The organism is Gordonia gummivorans (genome assembly GCF_022513585.1).
Lineage (GTDB): Bacteria > Actinomycetota > Actinomycetes > Mycobacteriales > Mycobacteriaceae > Gordonia.
The window spans coordinates 124,648-142,544 of sequence record NZ_JAKWBF010000006.1 but is presented as its reverse complement, the minus strand read 5'-3'; the positions used below and the strand labels follow the sequence as shown (position 1 = coordinate 142,544).

Annotated in this window: 18 protein-coding genes; 10 read left to right on the top strand and 8 right to left on the bottom strand. The window is 66.6% G+C overall.

The genetic code is table 11. From position 1 onward, the window contains the following. Positions 1–230: 230 nt before the first annotated feature. Both MKW15_RS06730 and MKW15_RS06725 read right to left on the bottom strand, forming a co-directional pair. Entirely contained in the window at positions 231–974 is a 744-nt protein-coding gene (locus MKW15_RS06730) for a GntR family transcriptional regulator (protein ID WP_240856820.1), read from the bottom strand. A gap of 34 nt (positions 975–1,008) precedes the next feature. Beyond that, positions 1,009–2,028 (bottom strand): LacI family DNA-binding transcriptional regulator, encoded by a 1,020-nt coding sequence (locus tag MKW15_RS06725; protein WP_240856819.1) that lies wholly within the window; start codon positions 2,026–2,028, stop codon positions 1,009–1,011. A 105-nt stretch (positions 2,029–2,133) separates the two neighbouring features. Between MKW15_RS06725 and MKW15_RS06720 the strand changes: the two genes are divergently transcribed. The 7 genes from MKW15_RS06720 to MKW15_RS06690 all read left to right on the top strand — a co-directional run bounded on the left by MKW15_RS06720 (position 2,134) and on the right by MKW15_RS06690 (position 8,112). After that, the gene (locus MKW15_RS06720; protein ID WP_240856818.1) at positions 2,134–3,321 is read left to right on the top strand and encodes a phytanoyl-CoA dioxygenase family protein; all 1,188 of its coding nucleotides are present in this window, start codon (positions 2,134–2,136) and stop codon (positions 3,319–3,321) included. Then, the gene (locus MKW15_RS06715) at positions 3,321–4,109 is read left to right on the top strand and encodes an SDR family oxidoreductase (RefSeq protein ID WP_240856817.1); all 789 of its coding nucleotides are present in this window, start codon (positions 3,321–3,323) and stop codon (positions 4,107–4,109) included. The genes MKW15_RS06720 and MKW15_RS06715 overlap by 1 nt, the downstream gene beginning before the upstream one ends. Continuing rightward, entirely contained in the window at positions 4,109–5,149 is a 1,041-nt protein-coding gene (locus tag MKW15_RS06710; RefSeq protein ID WP_240856816.1) for a Gfo/Idh/MocA family protein, read from the top strand. The genes MKW15_RS06715 and MKW15_RS06710 overlap by 1 nt, the downstream gene beginning before the upstream one ends. Then, positions 5,146–6,051: a sugar phosphate isomerase/epimerase family protein gene (locus MKW15_RS06705; RefSeq protein ID WP_240856815.1), complete on the top strand. Its 906-nt coding sequence runs from the start codon at positions 5,146–5,148 to the stop codon at positions 6,049–6,051. Before MKW15_RS06710 ends, MKW15_RS06705 begins: the two co-directional genes overlap by 4 nt. Continuing rightward, complete coding sequence (locus MKW15_RS06700) at positions 6,048–7,028, top strand: Gfo/Idh/MocA family protein (RefSeq protein WP_240856814.1); 981 nt, start codon at positions 6,048–6,050, stop codon at positions 7,026–7,028. Before MKW15_RS06705 ends, MKW15_RS06700 begins: the two co-directional genes overlap by 4 nt. Before the next feature lie 215 nt (positions 7,029–7,243). Continuing rightward, positions 7,244–7,570: a type IV toxin-antitoxin system AbiEi family antitoxin domain-containing protein gene (locus MKW15_RS06695; RefSeq protein ID WP_240856813.1), complete on the top strand. Its 327-nt coding sequence runs from the start codon at positions 7,244–7,246 to the stop codon at positions 7,568–7,570. A 14-nt stretch (positions 7,571–7,584) separates the two neighbouring features. Continuing rightward, positions 7,585–8,112, top strand: coding sequence for an endonuclease domain-containing protein (locus tag MKW15_RS06690; RefSeq protein ID WP_240856812.1), 528 nt, complete (start codon positions 7,585–7,587; stop codon positions 8,110–8,112). A gap of 36 nt (positions 8,113–8,148) precedes the next feature. Here the strand turns inward: MKW15_RS06690 and MKW15_RS06685 are convergent, their stop codons facing one another. From MKW15_RS06685 to MKW15_RS06660, 6 genes are all read right to left on the bottom strand, one after another. Then, positions 8,149–8,991, bottom strand: coding sequence for a LacI family DNA-binding transcriptional regulator (locus MKW15_RS06685; RefSeq protein ID WP_240856811.1), 843 nt, complete (start codon positions 8,989–8,991; stop codon positions 8,149–8,151). Then, on the bottom strand, positions 8,988–9,806 hold the full coding sequence (locus MKW15_RS06680) for an ATP-binding cassette domain-containing protein (protein ID WP_240856810.1): 819 nt from the start codon (positions 9,804–9,806) through the stop codon (positions 8,988–8,990). The genes MKW15_RS06685 and MKW15_RS06680 overlap by 4 nt, the downstream gene beginning before the upstream one ends. Positions 9,807–9,813: 7 nt before the next feature. Further along, the gene (locus MKW15_RS06675) at positions 9,814–10,872 is read right to left on the bottom strand and encodes an ABC transporter permease (protein WP_240856809.1); all 1,059 of its coding nucleotides are present in this window, start codon (positions 10,870–10,872) and stop codon (positions 9,814–9,816) included. Continuing rightward, positions 10,869–11,891, bottom strand: a complete 1,023-nt coding sequence (locus MKW15_RS06670; protein ID WP_240856808.1) for a substrate-binding domain-containing protein — start codon at positions 11,889–11,891, stop codon at positions 10,869–10,871. Before MKW15_RS06670 ends, MKW15_RS06675 begins: the two co-directional genes overlap by 4 nt. 122 nt (positions 11,892–12,013) lie before the next feature. Next, positions 12,014–13,417 (bottom strand): MFS transporter, encoded by a 1,404-nt coding sequence (locus tag MKW15_RS06665; RefSeq protein WP_240856807.1) that lies wholly within the window; start codon positions 13,415–13,417, stop codon positions 12,014–12,016. 279 nt (positions 13,418–13,696) lie between these two features. Continuing rightward, entirely contained in the window at positions 13,697–14,902 is a 1,206-nt protein-coding gene (locus MKW15_RS06660; RefSeq protein WP_240856806.1) for a Gfo/Idh/MocA family protein, read from the bottom strand. Between the two features lie 122 nt (positions 14,903–15,024). Between MKW15_RS06660 and iolC the strand changes: the two genes are divergently transcribed. The 3 genes from iolC to iolB are packed head-to-tail and all read left to right on the top strand — an operon-like array spanning position 15,025 to position 17,824. After that, a complete protein-coding gene (gene iolC / locus MKW15_RS06655; protein WP_240856805.1) occupies positions 15,025–16,035 on the top strand; it encodes a 5-dehydro-2-deoxygluconokinase in 1,011 nt (336 codons plus the stop codon). Beyond that, positions 16,028–16,942 carry a Cgl0159 family (beta/alpha)8-fold protein gene (locus tag MKW15_RS06650; protein ID WP_240856804.1) on the top strand — a complete coding sequence of 305 codons (915 nt, stop codon included), beginning with the start codon at positions 16,028–16,030 and terminating at the stop codon, positions 16,940–16,942. The genes iolC and MKW15_RS06650 overlap by 8 nt, the downstream gene beginning before the upstream one ends. Positions 16,943–16,951: 9 nt before the next feature. Next, on the top strand, positions 16,952–17,824 hold the full coding sequence (gene iolB / locus MKW15_RS06645) for a 5-deoxy-glucuronate isomerase (RefSeq protein ID WP_240856803.1): 873 nt from the start codon (positions 16,952–16,954) through the stop codon (positions 17,822–17,824). Positions 17,825–17,897: the final 73 nt, after the last annotated feature.

Below are 17,897 nucleotides of genomic sequence, written 5' to 3'. Positions count from 1 at the left end.
CCAACCGTCCTGCACCAAACGGACCTCAGCCTAACCGGTACGGCTCTTTGTCTCTTCGCCACCTGCGCGTCCCCTCCCGTCCGACTGGGCGCGCCCACCCCCGACGCCCCTCCCGCCGGCCGAGGTGCGAGCCTGCGAACCTCGCCCCTGGTGAGAGGACATTGTCGTCTCACCAGCCCTTCGAGGCTCGTCGCTTGCGCTCCTCACACCTCAGGGAGCGGATGGGGCCATCAGCGGTCGACGACGGTCGTTTCGAAGAAGTACCGGTCGGCGCGGTAGGCGTGGCGCCCGACCTCGACGACGCGTCCGGCGTCGTCGAACGCCGTGCGTTGCATGGTCAGCAGCGGTGCGCCGACCTCTTCGCCGAGCAGTGCGGCCTCGTCGGCGTCGGCGGCCTTGGCGCCGATCCGCTGGCGAGCAAGTCGAATGTGTACACCCCGGGCGCGGAGTCCCTTGTAGAGACCACCGTCTTCGAGTTCCCCTGCGGGCGGACAGATGTCGGCGGGCAGGTGGTTGGTCATCACGGCCAGCGGTTCTCCGCCTGCACTGCGGAGACGTTTGATGGTGACCGCTTCGCCATCGACCGGCAGCGCCAGATCCTGGCGCAATTCCTCGTCCGGGATGCCGATCCGGTATTCGAGCAACTGCGTGGCCGGATGCATACCGGCGGTGCTCAGGTCGTCGAACAGGCTCGTCAGTTCCACCGAACGGTGCACGGGACTCTGCACCACCTGGGTCCCGACCCCCCGCTTGCGTACGACGACGCCCTTGTCGACGAGTTCTTGTATGGCCTGACGAATGGTCGGGCGGGACAGCTTGAGCCGTTTGGCGAGATCGAGTTCGTTCTCCAGCCGGTCACCGGGGCGCAGGTCACCGCTGACGATGGCAGACTCGAAAGCCTGCGCGAGCTGGTGATACAGCGGCACCGGAGTCGACCGGTCGAGCTCCACGGCCAACTGCGTCGTCTCGGACATGCCTGTCATTATGTCATAACAAACTATGTTTGTGTCAGTACTCCGGGATGTTGTGTGGCGTGATCACCGCGATCGCCGATCGCCGCGGCCGAAACTCCGGGATGGCGCCGTGATGACTCATCACCACCTGGGCCATCGCCCGCATGTCCGATCGCAGGTCGTGATGCAGGATCGCACTCAGATGACCACTGGCGAGCAATGTGCGGTTCATGTCGCTGAGGTCGTGCCCCAGAAACACCTCGCACGCGCGATCCGACGCCGCAAACGCGTCGACGATGCCACGATTTCCACCACCGATCGAATAGACCGCCACGATGCCCGGATGCTTGTCGAGCGCGGTGTCGACGAGGCGTCGGCACGTCGCGTCGAGACCGTCGGAGTTGGACACCGCGACCACCGTGCGACCCGGGTCGTGAACCCGCAGCGCCTCACGGAAGCCCTGCTCGCGCAGCCCCTCGCCCTCAAAGGTCGCACCGCTGGTGATCACCAGGACATCGCCCGCCACGTGCCGCAGCCAGCGCGACATCAGGTAGGCCGCCGTGGCTCCGACCGCCCGATTGTCCATGCCCACGTAGGCAATGCGAGTACTGCGCACGACGTCGGTGACCAGCGTGATCACCGGGATCCGCTGCGCAGTCAGGCGTCGGATCGCGTCCTCGATCTCGGGTACGTCCGGCGCTTTGAGGACCACCGCATGGCTGCCGCGCCGTCCGATGGCGTCGAGTTCGTCGACCATCGACGCCACCTCCCACCGCTCGCGCACGTGATAGCGCGCACGCATGACCGCCGGGCGCAGTGCGGGCAGTTCGGCCTCGAGGGCGTCGGTGACCAGCCGCGAGAACTGGCGTGGCGTGTCCATCACGAGGTCGATGAGGAACTGTCGGCCCGAGAGCCGCAGCTGGGTGCGTTGCCGATCGAGGTCGGCAATGGCCTGCTCGACCTGCCGCACCGTCACCTCGCGCACGCCTGGCCGGCCGTGCAGGACGCGATCGACCGTCGCATCGCTGACGCCCGCCTGCCGCGCGATCTCGCGCACCGGATACCGATGTGGCATGCCGCACTCCTGAGGGATTCTTGATGGATATTCCTTCTTGTCCAGACAATAGGATATTGTGATCCTGATCTCGACACCTTCAGTGCCGAGAGGAAGACCAGACTGATGAGCACCCAGCAGATCACCCCCGCCCGCGCCGATCGCATCACCGCCGAGGAATGCCGGATCGACGACTTCATCGCGCTCACCGACCGCACCACCGACCTCGCCGACTACCCATTCGCGGCGAGCACCGAGCGCGGCGTCCTCTTCTACGACGCCGCGGCGGTCACCGGGACCGACGATCGCACCCGCGCGCAGATCTCCGACGAACTCGCCCGCGCACTCCTCGCCGGACCCGGCATCGTCGTCTTCGCCGGAGCGTTCGGCGACGCTCACGCACTGCGCGAAACCACCGGTGTCTTCAGCGAGATCATCGCCGACCAGCACGCCGCCGGGATGGCGGGCGGCGACCATTTCGCCAAGCCGGGCGCCAACGATCGCATCTGGAACGCGCTGCAGAAGTTCGCGCAACGCGCACCTGAGCTCTACAGCCGCTACTACGCCAACGACGTCCTCGCGCTGATCAGCGAGGCGTGGCTGGGCCCGATGTATCAGGTCACGTCACAGGTCAACGTCGTCAATCCCGGTGGTGCCGCACAGAATCCGCACCGTGACTACCACCTGGGCTTCATGTCGACCGACACCGCCGCCCGATTCCGCGCCCACATCCACCGGCTCTCTCCCGCGCTCACGCTGCAGGGTGCGGTCGCGCACGTCGACATGCCCATCGAGTCCGGCCCGACCATGTACCTGCCGTATTCGCAGACCTACGAGCCCGGCTACCTGGCGTTCAATCTGCCCGATTTCCGTGAGCATTTCGCCCGCAACTACGTGCAGCTGCCGCTGTCGGCGGGCGACGCGGTGTTCTTCAATCCCGCCCTCTTCCATGGCGCCGGCCACAATGTGTCCAGTGACATCAGGCGGATGGCGAACCTGCTGCAGATCTCGTCGGCCTTCGGGCGGGCGATGGACGCCGTCGACCGCTCGGCGATGCTGCGGGCTCTCTACCCCGCTCTGCGTAAGTTGTCGGCGACCGGTGACCACCGCGCCGTTGCCAACGTGATCGCCTCGGCGGCAGAGGGTTACGCATTCCCGACCAACCTCGACATCGACGCCCCGATCACCGGACTCGCCGGCGAGACGCAGGCCGAACTCGTCGCACGTTGCCTCGCAGGCGATGTCACCGCCGAACGATTCGACGCCGAACTCACCGCACTCGACACCCGTCACGACCCGAACGGAGCGCACTGATGACCTTTTCGACGACGAACGCTCTGGCCGGCAAGGTCCTGCTGGTCAGTGGCGGCACGCAGGGCGTCGGCGCCGCGATCGTGCGGGCAGGCGCAGCGGCTGGGGCGTCGGTGATGTTCACCGGCCGCAATGCGGAGAAGGGCAAGGCGCTGGTCGCCGAACTCGACGGCGAAACGCCCGTCCGGTTCACGCAGACCGACCTGACCGATCCGGCCGCGGCGTCGGACTCGGTGGCGGCGACCATCGCCGAGTTCGGTCGCATCGACTGCCTGTGCAATGCCGCCGGCGCCACCAGTCGCGGCAGCCTGCTCGACACCACGCCCGAGCTCTTCGATCATCACGTCGCACTCAACATGCGCGCGCCGTTCTTCACCATGCAGGCGGCTGTGCGCGACATGGTCGACCGCGGCGCGTCGGGCTCCATCGTGAACATCATCACGATGTCGTCGTACGGCGGACAGCCTTTCCTCGCACCGTATTCCGCGTCGAAGGCGGGGTTGGTGGGTTTGACGAAGAACGCCGCCCACGCCCACCGCTGGGACCGCGTCCGGATCAACGGACTCAACATCGGCTGGACCGAAACCGAGGGCGAGGCCGACATCCAGAAGCGTTTCCACGGCGGTGACGACACGTGGGTCGAGAAGGCGAACGCGTCGGTGCCGATGGGCAAGCTCGGCCAGCCTGACGAGATCGCCGACTTCGTGGTGCTGCTGTTGTCGGACCACAGCGGCGTGGTCACCGGTTCGGTGATCGACTGGGATCAGATCGTGATGGGAGCGGTGGACTGATGGGATTGCGCATCGGCGTTGTCGGCCTCGGCCGGATCGGCGCCTTCCACACCGGCACCCTCGCCGGCCTCCCCGAGGTCGACGAACTGGTGATCACCGACGCCGTACCGGCCGCGGTCGACGCAGCGGCCGCCGCTTTCCCGACGGCACGTGCCGTCGCCGACATCGACGCGGTGCTCGACGCCGACGTCGACGCTGTGATCGTCGCGACCGCCACACCCACTCACGCGCCGTTCATCGAAAAGGCAGTCGCCGCAAATACTCCCGTCTTCTGCGAGAAGCCGATCGCCATGTCTGCGGAGGAGTCGGCCGACGTCGCCCGACGCATCGCAGGCTCCGAGGTGCTGGTCGCCATCGGCTACAACCGGCGTTTCGACCCGGCCTTCAGCGCCGCGCGTGCCGCCGTCGCATCGGGCGAACTCGGCTTCATCACGACGGCCCGCTCGACGACCCTCGACCCCGCACCGCCACCCATGGCGTATATCGCCGGCTCGGGCGGCATCTTCCGCGACTGTGCGGTCCACGACTTCGACACTCTCCGTTGGGTGTTGGACGACGAAGTCGAGACAGTGTTCGCCACCGGCACCAACCAGGGCGACCCCGCCTTCAGCGAGTACGACGACGTCGACTCGGCCACGGCGGTACTGACTTTCGCGTCGGGAACCATGGGGATCGTGTCCGCGAGCCGGTACAACGGTCGCGGCTACGATTGCCGTCTCGAAGTCCACGGCAGCGAGGATTCCGTTGCCGCCGGCTGGGATGACGGCACTCCGATGCGCACCACCGACCCTGCGGTCACGTTCCCGTCCGGCACCCCGCACGGCTTCTTCATGGACCGATTCGCCGAAGCCTACCGGCGTGAACTGACCGCGTTCTGCCACGCCGTCACCGACGACACACCCGGCCCAGTCCGGCTCTGCAGCGTCGATGACGCCCTCGCGGTCGCCGTGATCGCCGACGCCGCAACACTTTCCCTCACCGAACGCCGACCCGTAGAAACCGCCGAGGTCGACCCTCGACTCACAAGGACACTCCCATGACCAACTCCGCTGTGACCGCTACCCAGCTCCGTGTGGCCGGCGCCCCCATCTCCTGGGGTGTCTGCGAAGTCCCCGGCTGGGGCCACCAACTGCCGCCAGAGCGCGTCTTCGGTGAGATGCACGAGCTCGGCATGACCTCCGCCGAGACCGGGCCCGAGGGCTTTCTGCCCACCGATCCCGTCGAACTGCGAGATGCGCTGGCCGCGTACGGCCTCGGATGTGTCGGCTCGTTTGTGCCCGTCGTGCTGCACGACGCCGCAGCCGACCCGCTCGACGACGTCGCGCCGGCACTCGACCGCATCGTCACCAGCGGCGGAGACGTCCTCGTGGTCGCCGCCGCCACGGGCGTCGACGGATACGACTCGCGCCCCGACCTCACCGAGGAACAGTGGGACACGTTGCTGCGCAACCTCGATCGCATCGACGACATGGCCGCCGAGCGTGGCGTCGTCGCCGCCCTGCATCCGCACGTGGGAACCATGATCGAGCAGCACGACGAGGTCTTCCGGGTCATCGACGGATCGAAGATCGGACTCTGCCTCGACACCGGACACCTCCTCATCGGCGGCACCGATCCGCTGGAAGTGGCTCGCACAGTACCGGATCGCATCCGGCACGCCCACCTCAAGGACGTGCGCGTCGACCTGGCCAAGCGTGTCCAGAACGGCGAACTCACCTACACCGAGGCCGTCGGGCAGGGCATGTACGTGCCGCTCGGCGCCGGTGAGGCCCAGATCGGACAGGTCGTCGCGACCCTCGTCGACTCCGGCTACCGCGGTTGGTACGTCCTCGAGCAGGACACCATCCTGACCTCCGAGAACGACGGTGACGCCGCAGCCGGCGATGTCGCTGTGTCCCTGGCTTTTCTGCGTAAGGCCACGCAGCGTCCGGTGCGCGTATGAACCCGCTACGCATCGGCGTGCTGGGCGCGTCGCGCATCGCCGAGTCCGCCATCATCGGTCCGGCACACACGCTGGGTCATCGTCTGGTCGCGGTCGCCGCGCGCGATCGTGACCGGGCGCAGGCCTTCGCCGACAAGTACGACGTCGAGCGGGTCCACGACGACTACCAAAGCCTCATCGACGATCCCGAGATCGAGATGATCTACAACCCGCTCGCGAACTCGCTGCACGCGCCGTGGAATCGGGCGGCGATCGAGGCCGGAAAGTCGGTGCTCACCGAGAAGCCATTCGCCCGCAACGCGATCGAGGCGGCCGCGGTACGCGATATGGCGCAGCAACCGGGCACTGTGGTGATGGAGGCCTTCCACTACCTGTTCCACCCGATGATGCACCGCACCTTCGAACTCCTCGACGCCGGCACGATCGGCGAAATCCGCCACGTCGAGATCACCATGGGGATGCCCGAACCCGGACCCGACGACCCGCGCTGGCGCTACGACCTCGCCGGCGGCGCCATCATGGACCTCGGCTGCTACGGCCTGCACCTGTTCCGGCAACTCGGCCGCTACTGCGGTGGTTCGCCGAACATCACCGGCGCACGCGCCCTGCTGCGGGACGACCAGATCGATGAAGCGTGCTCGATAAACGTCCAATATCCGAGCGGCGCATCGGGATTCAACACGAACTCGATGGTGTCAGGCGAGTACGAGTTCGCCTGCCACATCATCGGCGCCGAGGGTGCACTACTCCTGCACGACTTCCTCGGCCCCAACCGCGACGACCGCCTGGCCGTCACCACCACCGAACGCACCGTCATCGAGAACGTCGGCACCCGCTCGACCTACACCTACCAGCTCGAAGCGTTCGCGTCGGCCGTGCGTGACGGCACACCCCTACCCATCGGCATCGACGACGCCATCGAGAACATGCGTTACATCGACGCCGCCTACCGTGCCGCGGGACTCGACCCCCGCTGAGGGCACCATCCGCTCCCCGAGCCTGAATCCGCGGAGAACCCCTTCCGCTCCCTGAGGTGCGAGCGAAGCGAGCCTCGAAGGGCCAGGTGAGACAACGATGTCCGCGACCACCCCACGTTCCGTATGAAGTTGTGCCCGGAATCCGGGCACAACATCATACTGATCAATTCGAACCATCGACGGAACCGGTTCGGCGCCGGCTGCGTCAGACTTTCATGGACATCAACGAATTGTCCGCACGACGCGACGGTGTCTTCACGACACAGGAAGCTCGCGAGTGTGGTGTAAGTGCCTCGACCATCTCTCGCAAAGTGCGCTCGGGTGCCTGGAAAGTTGTCGCTCGAGGCGTGTACATCGTTGCCGGACACTTGCGGTCGGCTCGAGCGCAAGCGCGCATCGCTGTGCTGTCGGTCCACACCCAAGCGGCACTCGGCGGGTTGCCGCTGCGTGGTGGCTTGGGTTCCACGACAAGGAACCCCGCAAGCACCTCGTGTTCACCAAGACTCGCGGGGCACACGCCCGATCGTCTGCCACTGCTGTAATCCAATACTGCGTCTTGCTCGACCAGGATGTTGTCGTCCACGACGGATTGCGGACCACGTCGGCCGCACTCACGGTGCTCGACGCCTCCATCGAGCTGGGGATCGCGGTCATCGACCGAGCATTGCTGTCCGGGCGAGTGTCGGTGGAGGATCTCGAGGCCGCGCACGCTCGCTATCCGAGGCGGCACGGCGCGACACGCGTCGCAACCTACCTGCGTCTCTTGGGGGACGGCGCACGGTCTGAAGCGGAGCGCCTCACGGTCAAGCTGTTCAATGCAGCCGGGATTGTTGGCTGGGTTGCGAACTTGCCTGTCGGTGGGTACGTGGTCGACTTTGCTTTCCCCGAGCTCAAGGTAGGTGTCGAGATCGACGGTCTCGCCTTCCACAGCGATGACACGTCCTTCCAGCGAGACCGCACCAAACGCAACGCGCTCACCGACGCGGGATGGACCATGTTCAATTACACCTACGGAGACGTCGTCGATCGCGCTGCTCACGTCGCAGAGCAGGTCAACAATGCGATCAAACGAGACGCGGCTTGATCAGTATGAAGTTGTGCCCGGATTCCGGGCACAACTTCATACTGATCTGACACGAGTCCGCGCACCAGCGGTCGACGACCGCACCGTCAGCACCGGGTCCAGCGCGACCGCCCCGTAGTAGCCGCATCCGCCGGTGTCGGCCGCCTCGTCGCTGTCCCCCACCAACGAGCCCACCGCCGACATCGCCGCGGAGGCCAACCCCGCAGTGTCCTGACGGACCGAGGTGAGCGCGATGTGCGCGAGCGCGGCGGGTTCGCTGTCGTCGTATCCGACGACCGAGATATCCTCGGGCACACGCACTCCGCGGCGTCGGAGCTCGGTGACCAGGCCGATGGCGGACCGGTCGTTGGCGGCGAACACCGCCGTCGGCGCGTCGTCGCCGTCGATGATCTCGTCGGCCACACGAGCCCCCGAGCGTTCGCTGTAGTCGCCGTCGAAGACGCGGACATGCTCGCGTAATCCGGCGGCGGCCATCGCGTCGTGGTAGCCGCGAAGTCGTTCGGCTGCACCGGAGTTCTCGCCGCCATCTAGATGCGCGATGGTGGTGTGCCCGAGGTCGATGAGGTGCTGGGTGGCCAGTTCGCCGCCGAGCCACTCGTCGGTGCCGACGGTCACCGCGTCGAGGTCGGGGATGCGTTCCCCGATGATCACCAACGGACCCGACACCGCGTCGAGCCGGTCGGCCCGATCAGGCCCGACAACGATGACGGCCGAACAGCTTTCGGCGAGTTCGGCCGTCACCCGATGCCGGCTGCGGCGTGGTCCGTAGAGACCGAGGACGAGCCGGTAGCCGGCACCGTCCGCGGCCTCGTACAGGTCGTCGACGAGGTCCCATTCGAACGGGCTTCGCGCGCTGAGGACCACGCCGACGTTCGTCACTCGGTGCGCCGCAATTCGTGGCTGAGAGTGTCGAGTTCGTCGCCGCCGGCCATCTGCTGGGTGAGCTCCTCGAGAGTGATCTCGTCGTAGGTGCAGTCCAGCTTCTGGCGACCACGGTTGAGCAACACGAAGTGATCGCCGACCATGTGCGCGTGATGCGGGTTGTGCGTGATGAACACGACGCCGAAGCCCTGGTCACGGGCGGCCGAGATGTAGCGCAGCACGGTGCCCGACTGCTTGACGCCGAGAGCGGCGGTGGGCTCGTCGAGGATCAGCACGCGCGCACCGAAATAGATGGCGCGCGAGATCGCCACACACTGACGCTGGCCGCCCGACAGGGAGCCGATCGGGGCGTCGACGTCGGGCAGGTCGATGCCCATCTTGAACAGCTCTTCCTTGGTGGTGGCGCGCATGGCCTGGATGTCGAGCATCCGGAACGGACCCTTGCGGATCTCCTGGCCGAGAAAGAAGTTGCGCCACACCGGCATCAGGCCGACGACGGCGAGATCCTGGTACACGGTGGCGATTCCACTGTTCAGGGCGTGCTTGGGCGAGTCGAACCGCGTCTCCTCACCGTCGACGAGGAGTTCACCGTCGGTCTGCTGGTGCAGGCCGGCCATGATCTTGATGAGCGTCGACTTGCCGGCGCCGTTGTCGCCGAGGACGCAGGTGACCTCACCGGCGTTGACACGCAGGCTGATGTCCTTGAGCGCGATGATCGCGCCGTAGGACTTGCCGACGTTGCGCAGTTCGATCAACGGCACCTTGCCGTCGCTGGATTCGGATTCGGGTCGGGTTTCCACTGCTGAACTCATTGTCCGGTCACCTCTTTGCGGCGTAGTTACGGAAGGTGTTGTTGGCGATGACCGCGAACAGCAGCATCACACCCATGAAGAACTTGAACCAGTCGGGGTTCCAGCCGGCGTAGACGATGCCCTGATTGACCATGCCGTAGATGAAGGCACCGATGGCGGCACCCACGGCCGTGCCGTAGCCGCCGGTGAGCAGACAGCCGCCGACGACAGCCGCGATGATGTAGAAGAACTCGTTGCCGACGCCCTGGCCGGACTGCACGGTGTCGAAGGCGAACAGCAGGTGCATGCCGACGAACCAGGCGCAGAAGCCGACGAACATGAACATGCCGATCTTGACCGCGGTGACCGGAACACCCACGGCCCGAGCCGAATCCTGGTTACCGCCGACCGCGAAGATCCAGTTGCCGACGCGAGTCCGCATCAGCACCCAGGTGGCGACAAGGGTGAAGACGATCCACCACACCACGGTGATCCGCACCGAGACACCGAACAGTTCGAAGGACGACGCGAAGACCTTCTGCGCCGAGTCGTAGCCCTGCATGTCCGAGATCGACGGTGTCGCAACCTGACCGGTGACCATCTTGGTGACCGCGAGGTTGATACCGGTCAGCATCAGGAACGTGGACAACGTGATGAGGAACGACGGTATCTTCGTCTTCATCACCAGATAGCCGTTGAAGAAGCCCACGGCGAGCGAGCATCCCAGCGCGAGCAACGCACCCATCCACACGTTGAGGTGCAGATTGTAGGCGAGCATCGACGCCGCCAACGATGCGAAAGTCACTGCGACACCGGTCGACAGGTCGAACTCGCCGCCGATCATCAGCACCGCGACGCCGCAGGCCATGATGCCGATCGTCGAACTCGCGTAGAGGATGGTCGCGAGTGCCTCGGGCGTCCGGAAGGTGGGCGCCACGATGCAGAAGAAGATGAAGATGGCGATCGCGCCGAACAGGGCGCCGACCTCCGGCCGCACGAGCAGGCGCTGAACCGGCTTCTGCCGCTTGACCCGTTCGTCGGTGACCGGTTTGTGCGTACTCAGATCAAGATCTGCTTGGGTACTCATCGTGTGCCTGCCTTCGCATAGTCAGCGACCTTGCCGATGTTGGTGGAGTCGATGAATGCCGGTCCGGTGAGGACTGCCTGACCGCCGCCGATGGTGTTTCCGTTGGTGAGGTAGAGCCACAGCGAGTCGATCGCCAAGTAGCCCTGCAGATACGGCTGCTGATCGACGGCCCACTTGACCTGACCGCCTTCGATCAGCGGCACGAGGGCCGCGTTGGTGTCGAAGGTGACGACCTCGGCGTCAGAACCTGCATTGCCCTTGGACTGGACCGCCGTCTGCGCGATCGGGGCACCGAGGGTGACCACGGTGTCGATGGCCGAATCCTGTTGCAGCTTGGCGGTCATGGTCGCCTCGACCGACGGCATGTCCTTGCTGTTGACATACAAGATCTGGAACGAACCGCCGGTGAAGCCCTGTTTGACGCCGGCGCAACGGGATTCGAGAGCGACCTGGCCCTGCTCCTGGATCACGCAGAGCACATTCTTGCGGCCCTCCTTGGTGAGACGCTCACCGACGGCGCGGCCCGCGATCGTCTCGTCCTGGCCGAAGTACTGCTGCACGCCCAGTTGCTGCCAGTCGTTGAAGCCGGAGTTGAAGGCCACCACCGGGATTCCGGCGGCGATGGCGTTGCGCACCGCCGGGGCCATGGCGTCGGGCTTGGCCAGTGTCACCGCGATACCGTCGACCTTGCTGTCGATGGCCGTCTGGACGAGGTTGGCCTGGTTGGGTGCCTCTGGGTCCGAGGAGTACTGGAGCTTGACGTTGTCCTTCTTGGCGGCCATCTCCGCGCCCTTGCGGATGAGGTCCCAGAACGAGTCGCCGGGAACCTCGTGCGTGATCATCGCAATGGTCAGCTCTTCGGTACCGGCGTTGCCGACGCCGGCGCCGTTCGCGGAGTCGTCGGGCTTGCCGCCGGTGGAAGAACACGCGGCCGCGGCCACCACGGCCGAGGCGAGAATCGCGACCAGGCCGACCGACCGGCCGGTGCGACGGCGCCGTGGGCGCTCTGTGGAGAACATCGTTGTCGATCCCTTCGATCCGTACGAGGAGTGTCGAGGGTGTCACTCCCACTGAGAAGATGTAATACCCGTCACACGGTGCGTGTCAAGACTTTGTCCAGACATTCAGATGAATTGGTTGGTCAGTGTCGCCCAACCGACACGTCACCGGCGTCCCTGGGGAGCCTCAGCGCACCCACGACCATCACGATCGTGAGCACCGCGAGCAGCAGGAACGCGAATCCGTACGGACCTGCCGGCAGCGCATCGGCCCCCAGGGAGGCGCCCACCGCCACGGCAACCGCCGCAGCCGCGACTCCGAGCGCTGCCGACAGTTCCTGAGCCGCAGCATGAAGCGCGTTGGCGTGTGGCAGTTCGTCGGGTCCGACGTCGGTGAACGCGAGGGTGTTGTACGCGGAGAAGCCGATGGAACGCAGCGCGCCGGAGACCACCAGCAGTGCCGCGATGATCCCGGTCGCGATCGCTGGACCGACGAAGGCCAGCGCGACGAATCCGGCGACCGAGATTGCGGTGTCGTACACGAGGACGCGTTTGATGCCGAGGACGCGCATCAGCGTCGTGGTGAACGGTTTGATCGCGAGATTTCCGACGAACAGTGCCGTAACCATCGCCCCCGCGGCGGTCGGCGACCAGCCGAATCGCACCTGGAACATGATCGGCACCAGGAAGGGCACGGCGGTGATGACGGCGCGGTAGAGAGACCCGTAGGACATCACCGACGCGAACGAATGATGCTGCAGTGCAGAGAGATCGAGCAACGGATCGGTGGCGCGACGCAGGTGGCGAATGGTCCATGCGCCGGCGAGTATCGCGATCGCGGCCCCGACTCCCACCACGACCCACCGCGGCGGCGACCCGGTCAGTTCGTGCGCGACCACCATGATCGCCGCGATGGCGATCGCCGAGCCCACGAGACCGGGCACGTCGAGCCGAAGTGGCTGAACGGAAGTCTTGTCCGGTCGGCAGATGATGGCCGCGGCAACCAGCCCGACGACCCCGAGCGGCACATTGATGTAGAAGATGACGCGCCAGCTCCAATGGGTGACGATGAGCCCGCCCAGCACCGGTGCGACGACGGGCGCAACCAGCGCCGGCCAGGTGAGATAGGCGATCGCACGGACCAGGTCCGATCGGTCGACGGACCGCAGCACCGCCAGCCGACCGACCGGCACCATCATCGCCCCACCCGCGGCCTGGATCACCCGCGCAGCGATCAGCCAGCCCAGGCCCCCGGCCAGCGCACAGCCCAGCGAGGCGAGCGTGAACACGGCCATCGCGGTGAGGAACACCGGCCGCACACCCCACCGCTGCGCCGCCCACCCGCTGACCGGGATCACCACGGCCAGCGTCATCAGGTACGACGTGACCACCCCGGTCGCGTCGAGCGCCGACACCCCGAAGTCCGACGCAATCGCCGGGAGTGCGGTGACGACGATCGTCGCATCGAGGATCTCCATGAACATCGCCGACGCCCCGAGCAGCGCCAGCGCACGCGGAAACGTCGTGCGTTCGGCCGTTCTGTCCATGCCACCTCCTCGTTGACCGTGCGTCCCAAGCCGTTGACCGTGCGTCCCGATCTGTTGGCCACATCCCTGAACTGCGGATACCACCTGCTGGTTGAGTAGCGTCGCGCGAGCCTGCGAGCCCGGCGCGTATCGAAACCTCGCGAGCCAACGTTGTCGTCTCGCCAGGGGCTTCGAGGCTCGCAGGCTCGCGCCTCAGCCGGCGGAAGGGCACCCTTCGAGACGCACAGTCAACGGTCCACGACGCGCGGTCAGCGATTTGGGACGCACGGTCACCAAGGATCAGACGCGCACCGGCGACACCCACGTTCCCGAGCGCACCGACTCCGACATCGCGTCGAGCACTTCGGCGCTGCGAACGGCGTCAAGAATGTTCGCCCCGAGGCGCTCCGGCCCCGCGATCGACGCGCAGAAGCGGGCAGCCTCGATGACCTTGAGGTCGTCGTAGCCCATGGGATTTGCGGCCCCCGGCTGGAAGGCGGCGTAGTCGCCGGCACCAGGCCCGACGTAGCGGGTGGCGACCGATTGGTCCTGGTAGGCGCCCCCGGTGCCGACCTCGAGTTCGCCCATGCGGCGGTAATCCCAGCGCACGATTCCCTTGGTCCCGTGGATCTCGAAGCCGTAGGAGTTCTGTTCGCCCACCGACACCCGGCTGGCCTCGAGCACACACCGTGCGCCCGACGCCAAGCGCAGCTGCGCGCTCACGTAATCCTCGTTCTCGACCGGTCCGCGCTCACCGCCGACCGCGAGCTGGTGGCCTGCGGTCGCGCCCGTCGGCTTCGACCGTTCCGTGATGAACGTGGCGGTGTCCGCGATCAGCGAGTCGATGTCGCCGAGCAGGTACCAGACGAGATCGGCGCCGTGCGACGCGAGATCGCCGAGCACCCCGTTGCCGCCGCGGTCACGCGAATAGCGCCAGGTCAGCGCACCGTCCGGGTGGGCGGCGTAGTCGCTGAACAGGCGGAATCGGGCGTGGGTGATCTCGCCGATCTCCCCGGCCGCGATCATCTCGCGCGCAGCTTCGACCGCCGGCACGTTGCGGTAGTTGAAGCCGACAGCCGTCACCACACCGGCGTCCGACGCAGCGTCAGCCACTGCGCGGGCATCCGCCGCCGACAGCCCGACCGGCTTCTCGATCCACAGATGCTTACCCGCATTCGCAACAGCGACGCCGATCTCGCGATGCAGGAAGTTCGGTGCGGTCACGCTGACGGCCCGAATGGTGTTGTCGGCGATCACGTCTCGCCAGTCGGTGACGACCGATGCGACGTCGAACTGCTCGGCGGCGGCTTGAGCACGATCACCGAGTTCGTCGGCGATGACGGACAGTTTCGGCAGCGGCCGCAGCGTCGGATAGTGGTGTCGTACGCGTGCATAGGCCTGCGCGTGCACGCGGCCCATCCAGCCGAAACCGACGATGGCGACGGGGATGGTCAGGTGTGTGTCCGATGTCGGCGTTGCGATGTCGACGGCGGTGTCGATGGACATGCGCGTCGCTCCTCTCCCTATGGGTTCGTGGTCGTGTGACCGGAGACACGTCCATCATGCCAGGTAATAATGTCCTAACAAAGTCTTGACTTTGCGGTGTGGTGTGACGCACAGTAGATGCCATGAGCGGTTCCACCACCCAGCAACCAGCCCCCACCCCGATCTTCGACGTGCTGGCCATCGGCCGGAGTGGCGTCGACATCTACCCGCACCAGGTCGGCGTCGGCCTCGAAGAAGTCGAGAGCTTCGGCAAGTTCCTCGGCGGCAGCGCGGCGAACGTCGCCGTCGCCGCAGCCCGGCTCGGACGTCGCAGCGCGCTGATCTCCGGCGCGGGTGACGACGCGTTCGGTCGCTTCGTGCGCGCCGAACTGGCCCGGCTCGGCGTCGACAACCGGTACGTGCGGGTCGACGACGAGTACGCCACACCCGTCACCTTCTGCGAGATCTTCCCGCCCGACGACTTCCCGCTGTACTTCTACCGCAAGCCGACGGCCCCCGACCTGCAGGTCCGCGCCGACGAGATCGACACCGCCGCGGTGCACGACGCCCGCCTCTACTGGTCGACGGTGACCGGCCTCTCCGAAGAACCCTCCCGCGCAGCGCATTTCGCCGCCTGGGAAGCCCGCGGGCGCCAGTCACTGACCGTCCTCGACCTCGACTATCGCCCGATGTTCTGGCAGTCGCCCGCAGAGACGACCACCCAGGTTCGACGCGCACTGCAGCACGTCACCGTTGCCGTCGGCAATCGCGAGGAGTGCGAGGTCGCGGTCGGCGAGACCGATCCGCAGCGCGCGGCCGACGCCCTGCTCGACCTCGGCGTCGAGCTGGCCATCGTCAAGCAGGGCCCGAAGGGAGTTCTCGGCAAGACCCGTCACGAGTCGGTCGAGGTTCCGCCGATCCCGGTCGACGTCGTCAACGGCCTCGGCGCAGGCGACAGCTTCGGCGGAAGTCTCTGCCACGGACTGCTCGCGGGCTGGCCGCTGGAGAAGATCCTCCGTCACGCCAACGCCGCCGGTGCGATCGTCGCCGGCCGCCTCGAATGCTCCACCGCGATGCCCACCGCCGTCGAAGTCGCCGATCTGGCCGATTCAGCCGAGCCCACCTCCCGCACCCAAGAGAGCGCCCATGTCTGACATCACCATCACCAGCCCTCCAATGACAACCCCCATGTGCTCCACATACGCCGAGGTCACCGCGGTCCGCACGCAGAATCCGGCCGCGATCGGCCAGGCCTGGGCCCGACGCCGGCCGCGCCCGACCGTGATCGGCGACGAGCGGCTCATGATCGTCGCCGCCGACCACCCCGCCCGCGGCGCGCTCGCCGTCGGCAACCGGCCGACCGCGATGAACAGCCGCACCGACCTCCTCGATCGACTGCGCACCGCGCTGGCCAACCCCGGCGTCGACGGCGTGCTCGCCACCTCCGATATCCTCGACGACCTGCTGCTGCTGGGCGCCCTGGAGAACAAGGTGGTCTTCTCGTCGATGAATCGCGGTGGCCTGGCCGGCGCGTCCTTCGAACTCGACGACCGCATGACCGCCGCGACCGCACGCTGGACCATCGACGCCGGTCTCAACGGCGCCAAGATGCTGTGTCGCGTCGACCTCGACGATCCGGGCACCCTGAACATGATGACCGCGTGTGCCGCTGCGGTCGACGAACTCGCCGCGGGCGGATCGATCGCCATGCTCGAGCCGTTCATGTCCAGCCGGCTCGACGGCAAGGTCCGCAACGACCTCTCGGCCGACGCCGTGATCAAGTCGATGCACATCGTGCAGGGACTCGGCTCCACCTCCGCCTACACCTGGCTCAAGCTTCCGGTGGTCGACGAGATGGAGCGCGTCATGGACGCCACCACCATGCCGACCCTGCTGCTCGGCGGCGACCCGCAAACCGCGCCCGACGAGACCTTCGCGAGTTGGGAACGCGCCCTGTCCATTCCGTCGGTGCGCGGTCTCATCGTCGGCCGCACACTCCTGTACCCGTCCGACGACGACGTGTCGACCGCGGTCGACACCGCCGTGAACCTGGTGAGCTGAGAGAGGGCCATGAACAGCAAGTGGTACATCCCGGCGGGCTCGGCGACCGCGCCGCTGACCGTCGACGTGACACCCGAATCCGCCGGATGGAGCGAATCATCGCTGTTCGTCGCCGAACTCGGTGCGGGCGAATCCCTCACCCGGACAACCGGACCCGACGAGATCATCGTCGTGCCGCTGAGTGGCTCCGCCAGTGTCGCATCCGGCGACACGACGTTCGAGCTGACCGGTCGCGCAAGCGTTTTCGACCGCCCGAGCGACTTCGCCTACGTCGGTCGCGATTCGGAGTTCACCCTCACCAGCAGTGCTGGTGGACGATTCGCTCTCTGCGGTGCCCGTGCGTCGAAGTCGTTGCCGTTCCGATATGTTCCCGCCGCTGACGTCCCCGTCGAACTGCGCGGGGCAGGCAACTGCAGTCGCCAGGTCCACAACTTCGGAACTGCCGACGCCTTCGAGGCCGACTCGATCATCGCCTGCGAGGTCATCACCCCCGGCGGCAACTGGTCGAGCTACCCGGCACACAAACACGACGAGAACTCCGACGTGGAGTCGCAGCTCGAGGAGATCTACTACTTTGAGATCTCTGAAGGACCCGACGGCACAGCCGGTTTCGGCTATCACCGCGTGTACGGCACCCCCGAGCGTCCGATCGAGGTCCTCGAGGAGGTCCGCAGCGGCGACGTGGTGCTGGTCCCGCATGGCTACCACGGACCGTCCATCGCCGCCCCCGGCTACCACATGTACTACCTGAACGTGATGGCCGGACCGGGCGACGAACGCGCCTGGCGCATCTGCGACGACCCGGCCCACACCTGGCTGCGCGGCAGCTGGGAACACCGGGAGATCGACCCCCGACTCCCCTTGCACGGCCCGGCCCGTTGATCGAGCCGGTACCGAGCCGCCCACGCTGATCGAGCCGGTACCGAGCGAAGCGAGGCACCGTGTCGAGATCACA

Excerpts from the sequence above, each read along its gene's own strand:
- MKW15_RS06730 (WP_240856820.1), bottom strand. The coding sequence starts at position 974 with ATGTCCGAGACGACGCAGTTGGCCGTGGAGCTCGACCGGTCGACTCCG.
- MKW15_RS06725 (WP_240856819.1), bottom strand. The coding sequence starts at position 2,028 with ATGCCACATCGGTATCCGGTGCGCGAGATCGCGCGGCAGGCGGGCGTC.
- MKW15_RS06720 (WP_240856818.1), top strand. The coding sequence starts at position 2,134 with ATGAGCACCCAGCAGATCACCCCCGCCCGCGCCGATCGCATCACCGCC.
- MKW15_RS06715 (WP_240856817.1), top strand. The coding sequence starts at position 3,321 with ATGACCTTTTCGACGACGAACGCTCTGGCCGGCAAGGTCCTGCTGGTC.
- MKW15_RS06710 (WP_240856816.1), top strand. The coding sequence starts at position 4,109 with ATGGGATTGCGCATCGGCGTTGTCGGCCTCGGCCGGATCGGCGCCTTC.
- MKW15_RS06705 (WP_240856815.1), top strand. The coding sequence starts at position 5,146 with ATGACCAACTCCGCTGTGACCGCTACCCAGCTCCGTGTGGCCGGCGCC.
- MKW15_RS06700 (WP_240856814.1), top strand. The coding sequence starts at position 6,048 with ATGAACCCGCTACGCATCGGCGTGCTGGGCGCGTCGCGCATCGCCGAG.
- MKW15_RS06695 (WP_240856813.1), top strand. The coding sequence starts at position 7,244 with ATGGACATCAACGAATTGTCCGCACGACGCGACGGTGTCTTCACGACA.
- MKW15_RS06680 (WP_240856810.1), bottom strand. The coding sequence starts at position 9,806 with ATGAGTTCAGCAGTGGAAACCCGACCCGAATCCGAATCCAGCGACGGC.
- MKW15_RS06675 (WP_240856809.1), bottom strand. The coding sequence starts at position 10,872 with ATGAGTACCCAAGCAGATCTTGATCTGAGTACGCACAAACCGGTCACC.
- MKW15_RS06670 (WP_240856808.1), bottom strand. The coding sequence starts at position 11,891 with ATGTTCTCCACAGAGCGCCCACGGCGCCGTCGCACCGGCCGGTCGGTC.
- MKW15_RS06665 (WP_240856807.1), bottom strand. The coding sequence starts at position 13,417 with ATGGACAGAACGGCCGAACGCACGACGTTTCCGCGTGCGCTGGCGCTG.
- MKW15_RS06660 (WP_240856806.1), bottom strand. The coding sequence starts at position 14,902 with ATGTCCATCGACACCGCCGTCGACATCGCAACGCCGACATCGGACACA.
- iolC (WP_240856805.1), top strand. The coding sequence starts at position 15,025 with ATGAGCGGTTCCACCACCCAGCAACCAGCCCCCACCCCGATCTTCGAC.
- MKW15_RS06650 (WP_240856804.1), top strand. The coding sequence starts at position 16,028 with ATGTCTGACATCACCATCACCAGCCCTCCAATGACAACCCCCATGTGC.
- iolB (WP_240856803.1), top strand. The coding sequence starts at position 16,952 with ATGAACAGCAAGTGGTACATCCCGGCGGGCTCGGCGACCGCGCCGCTG.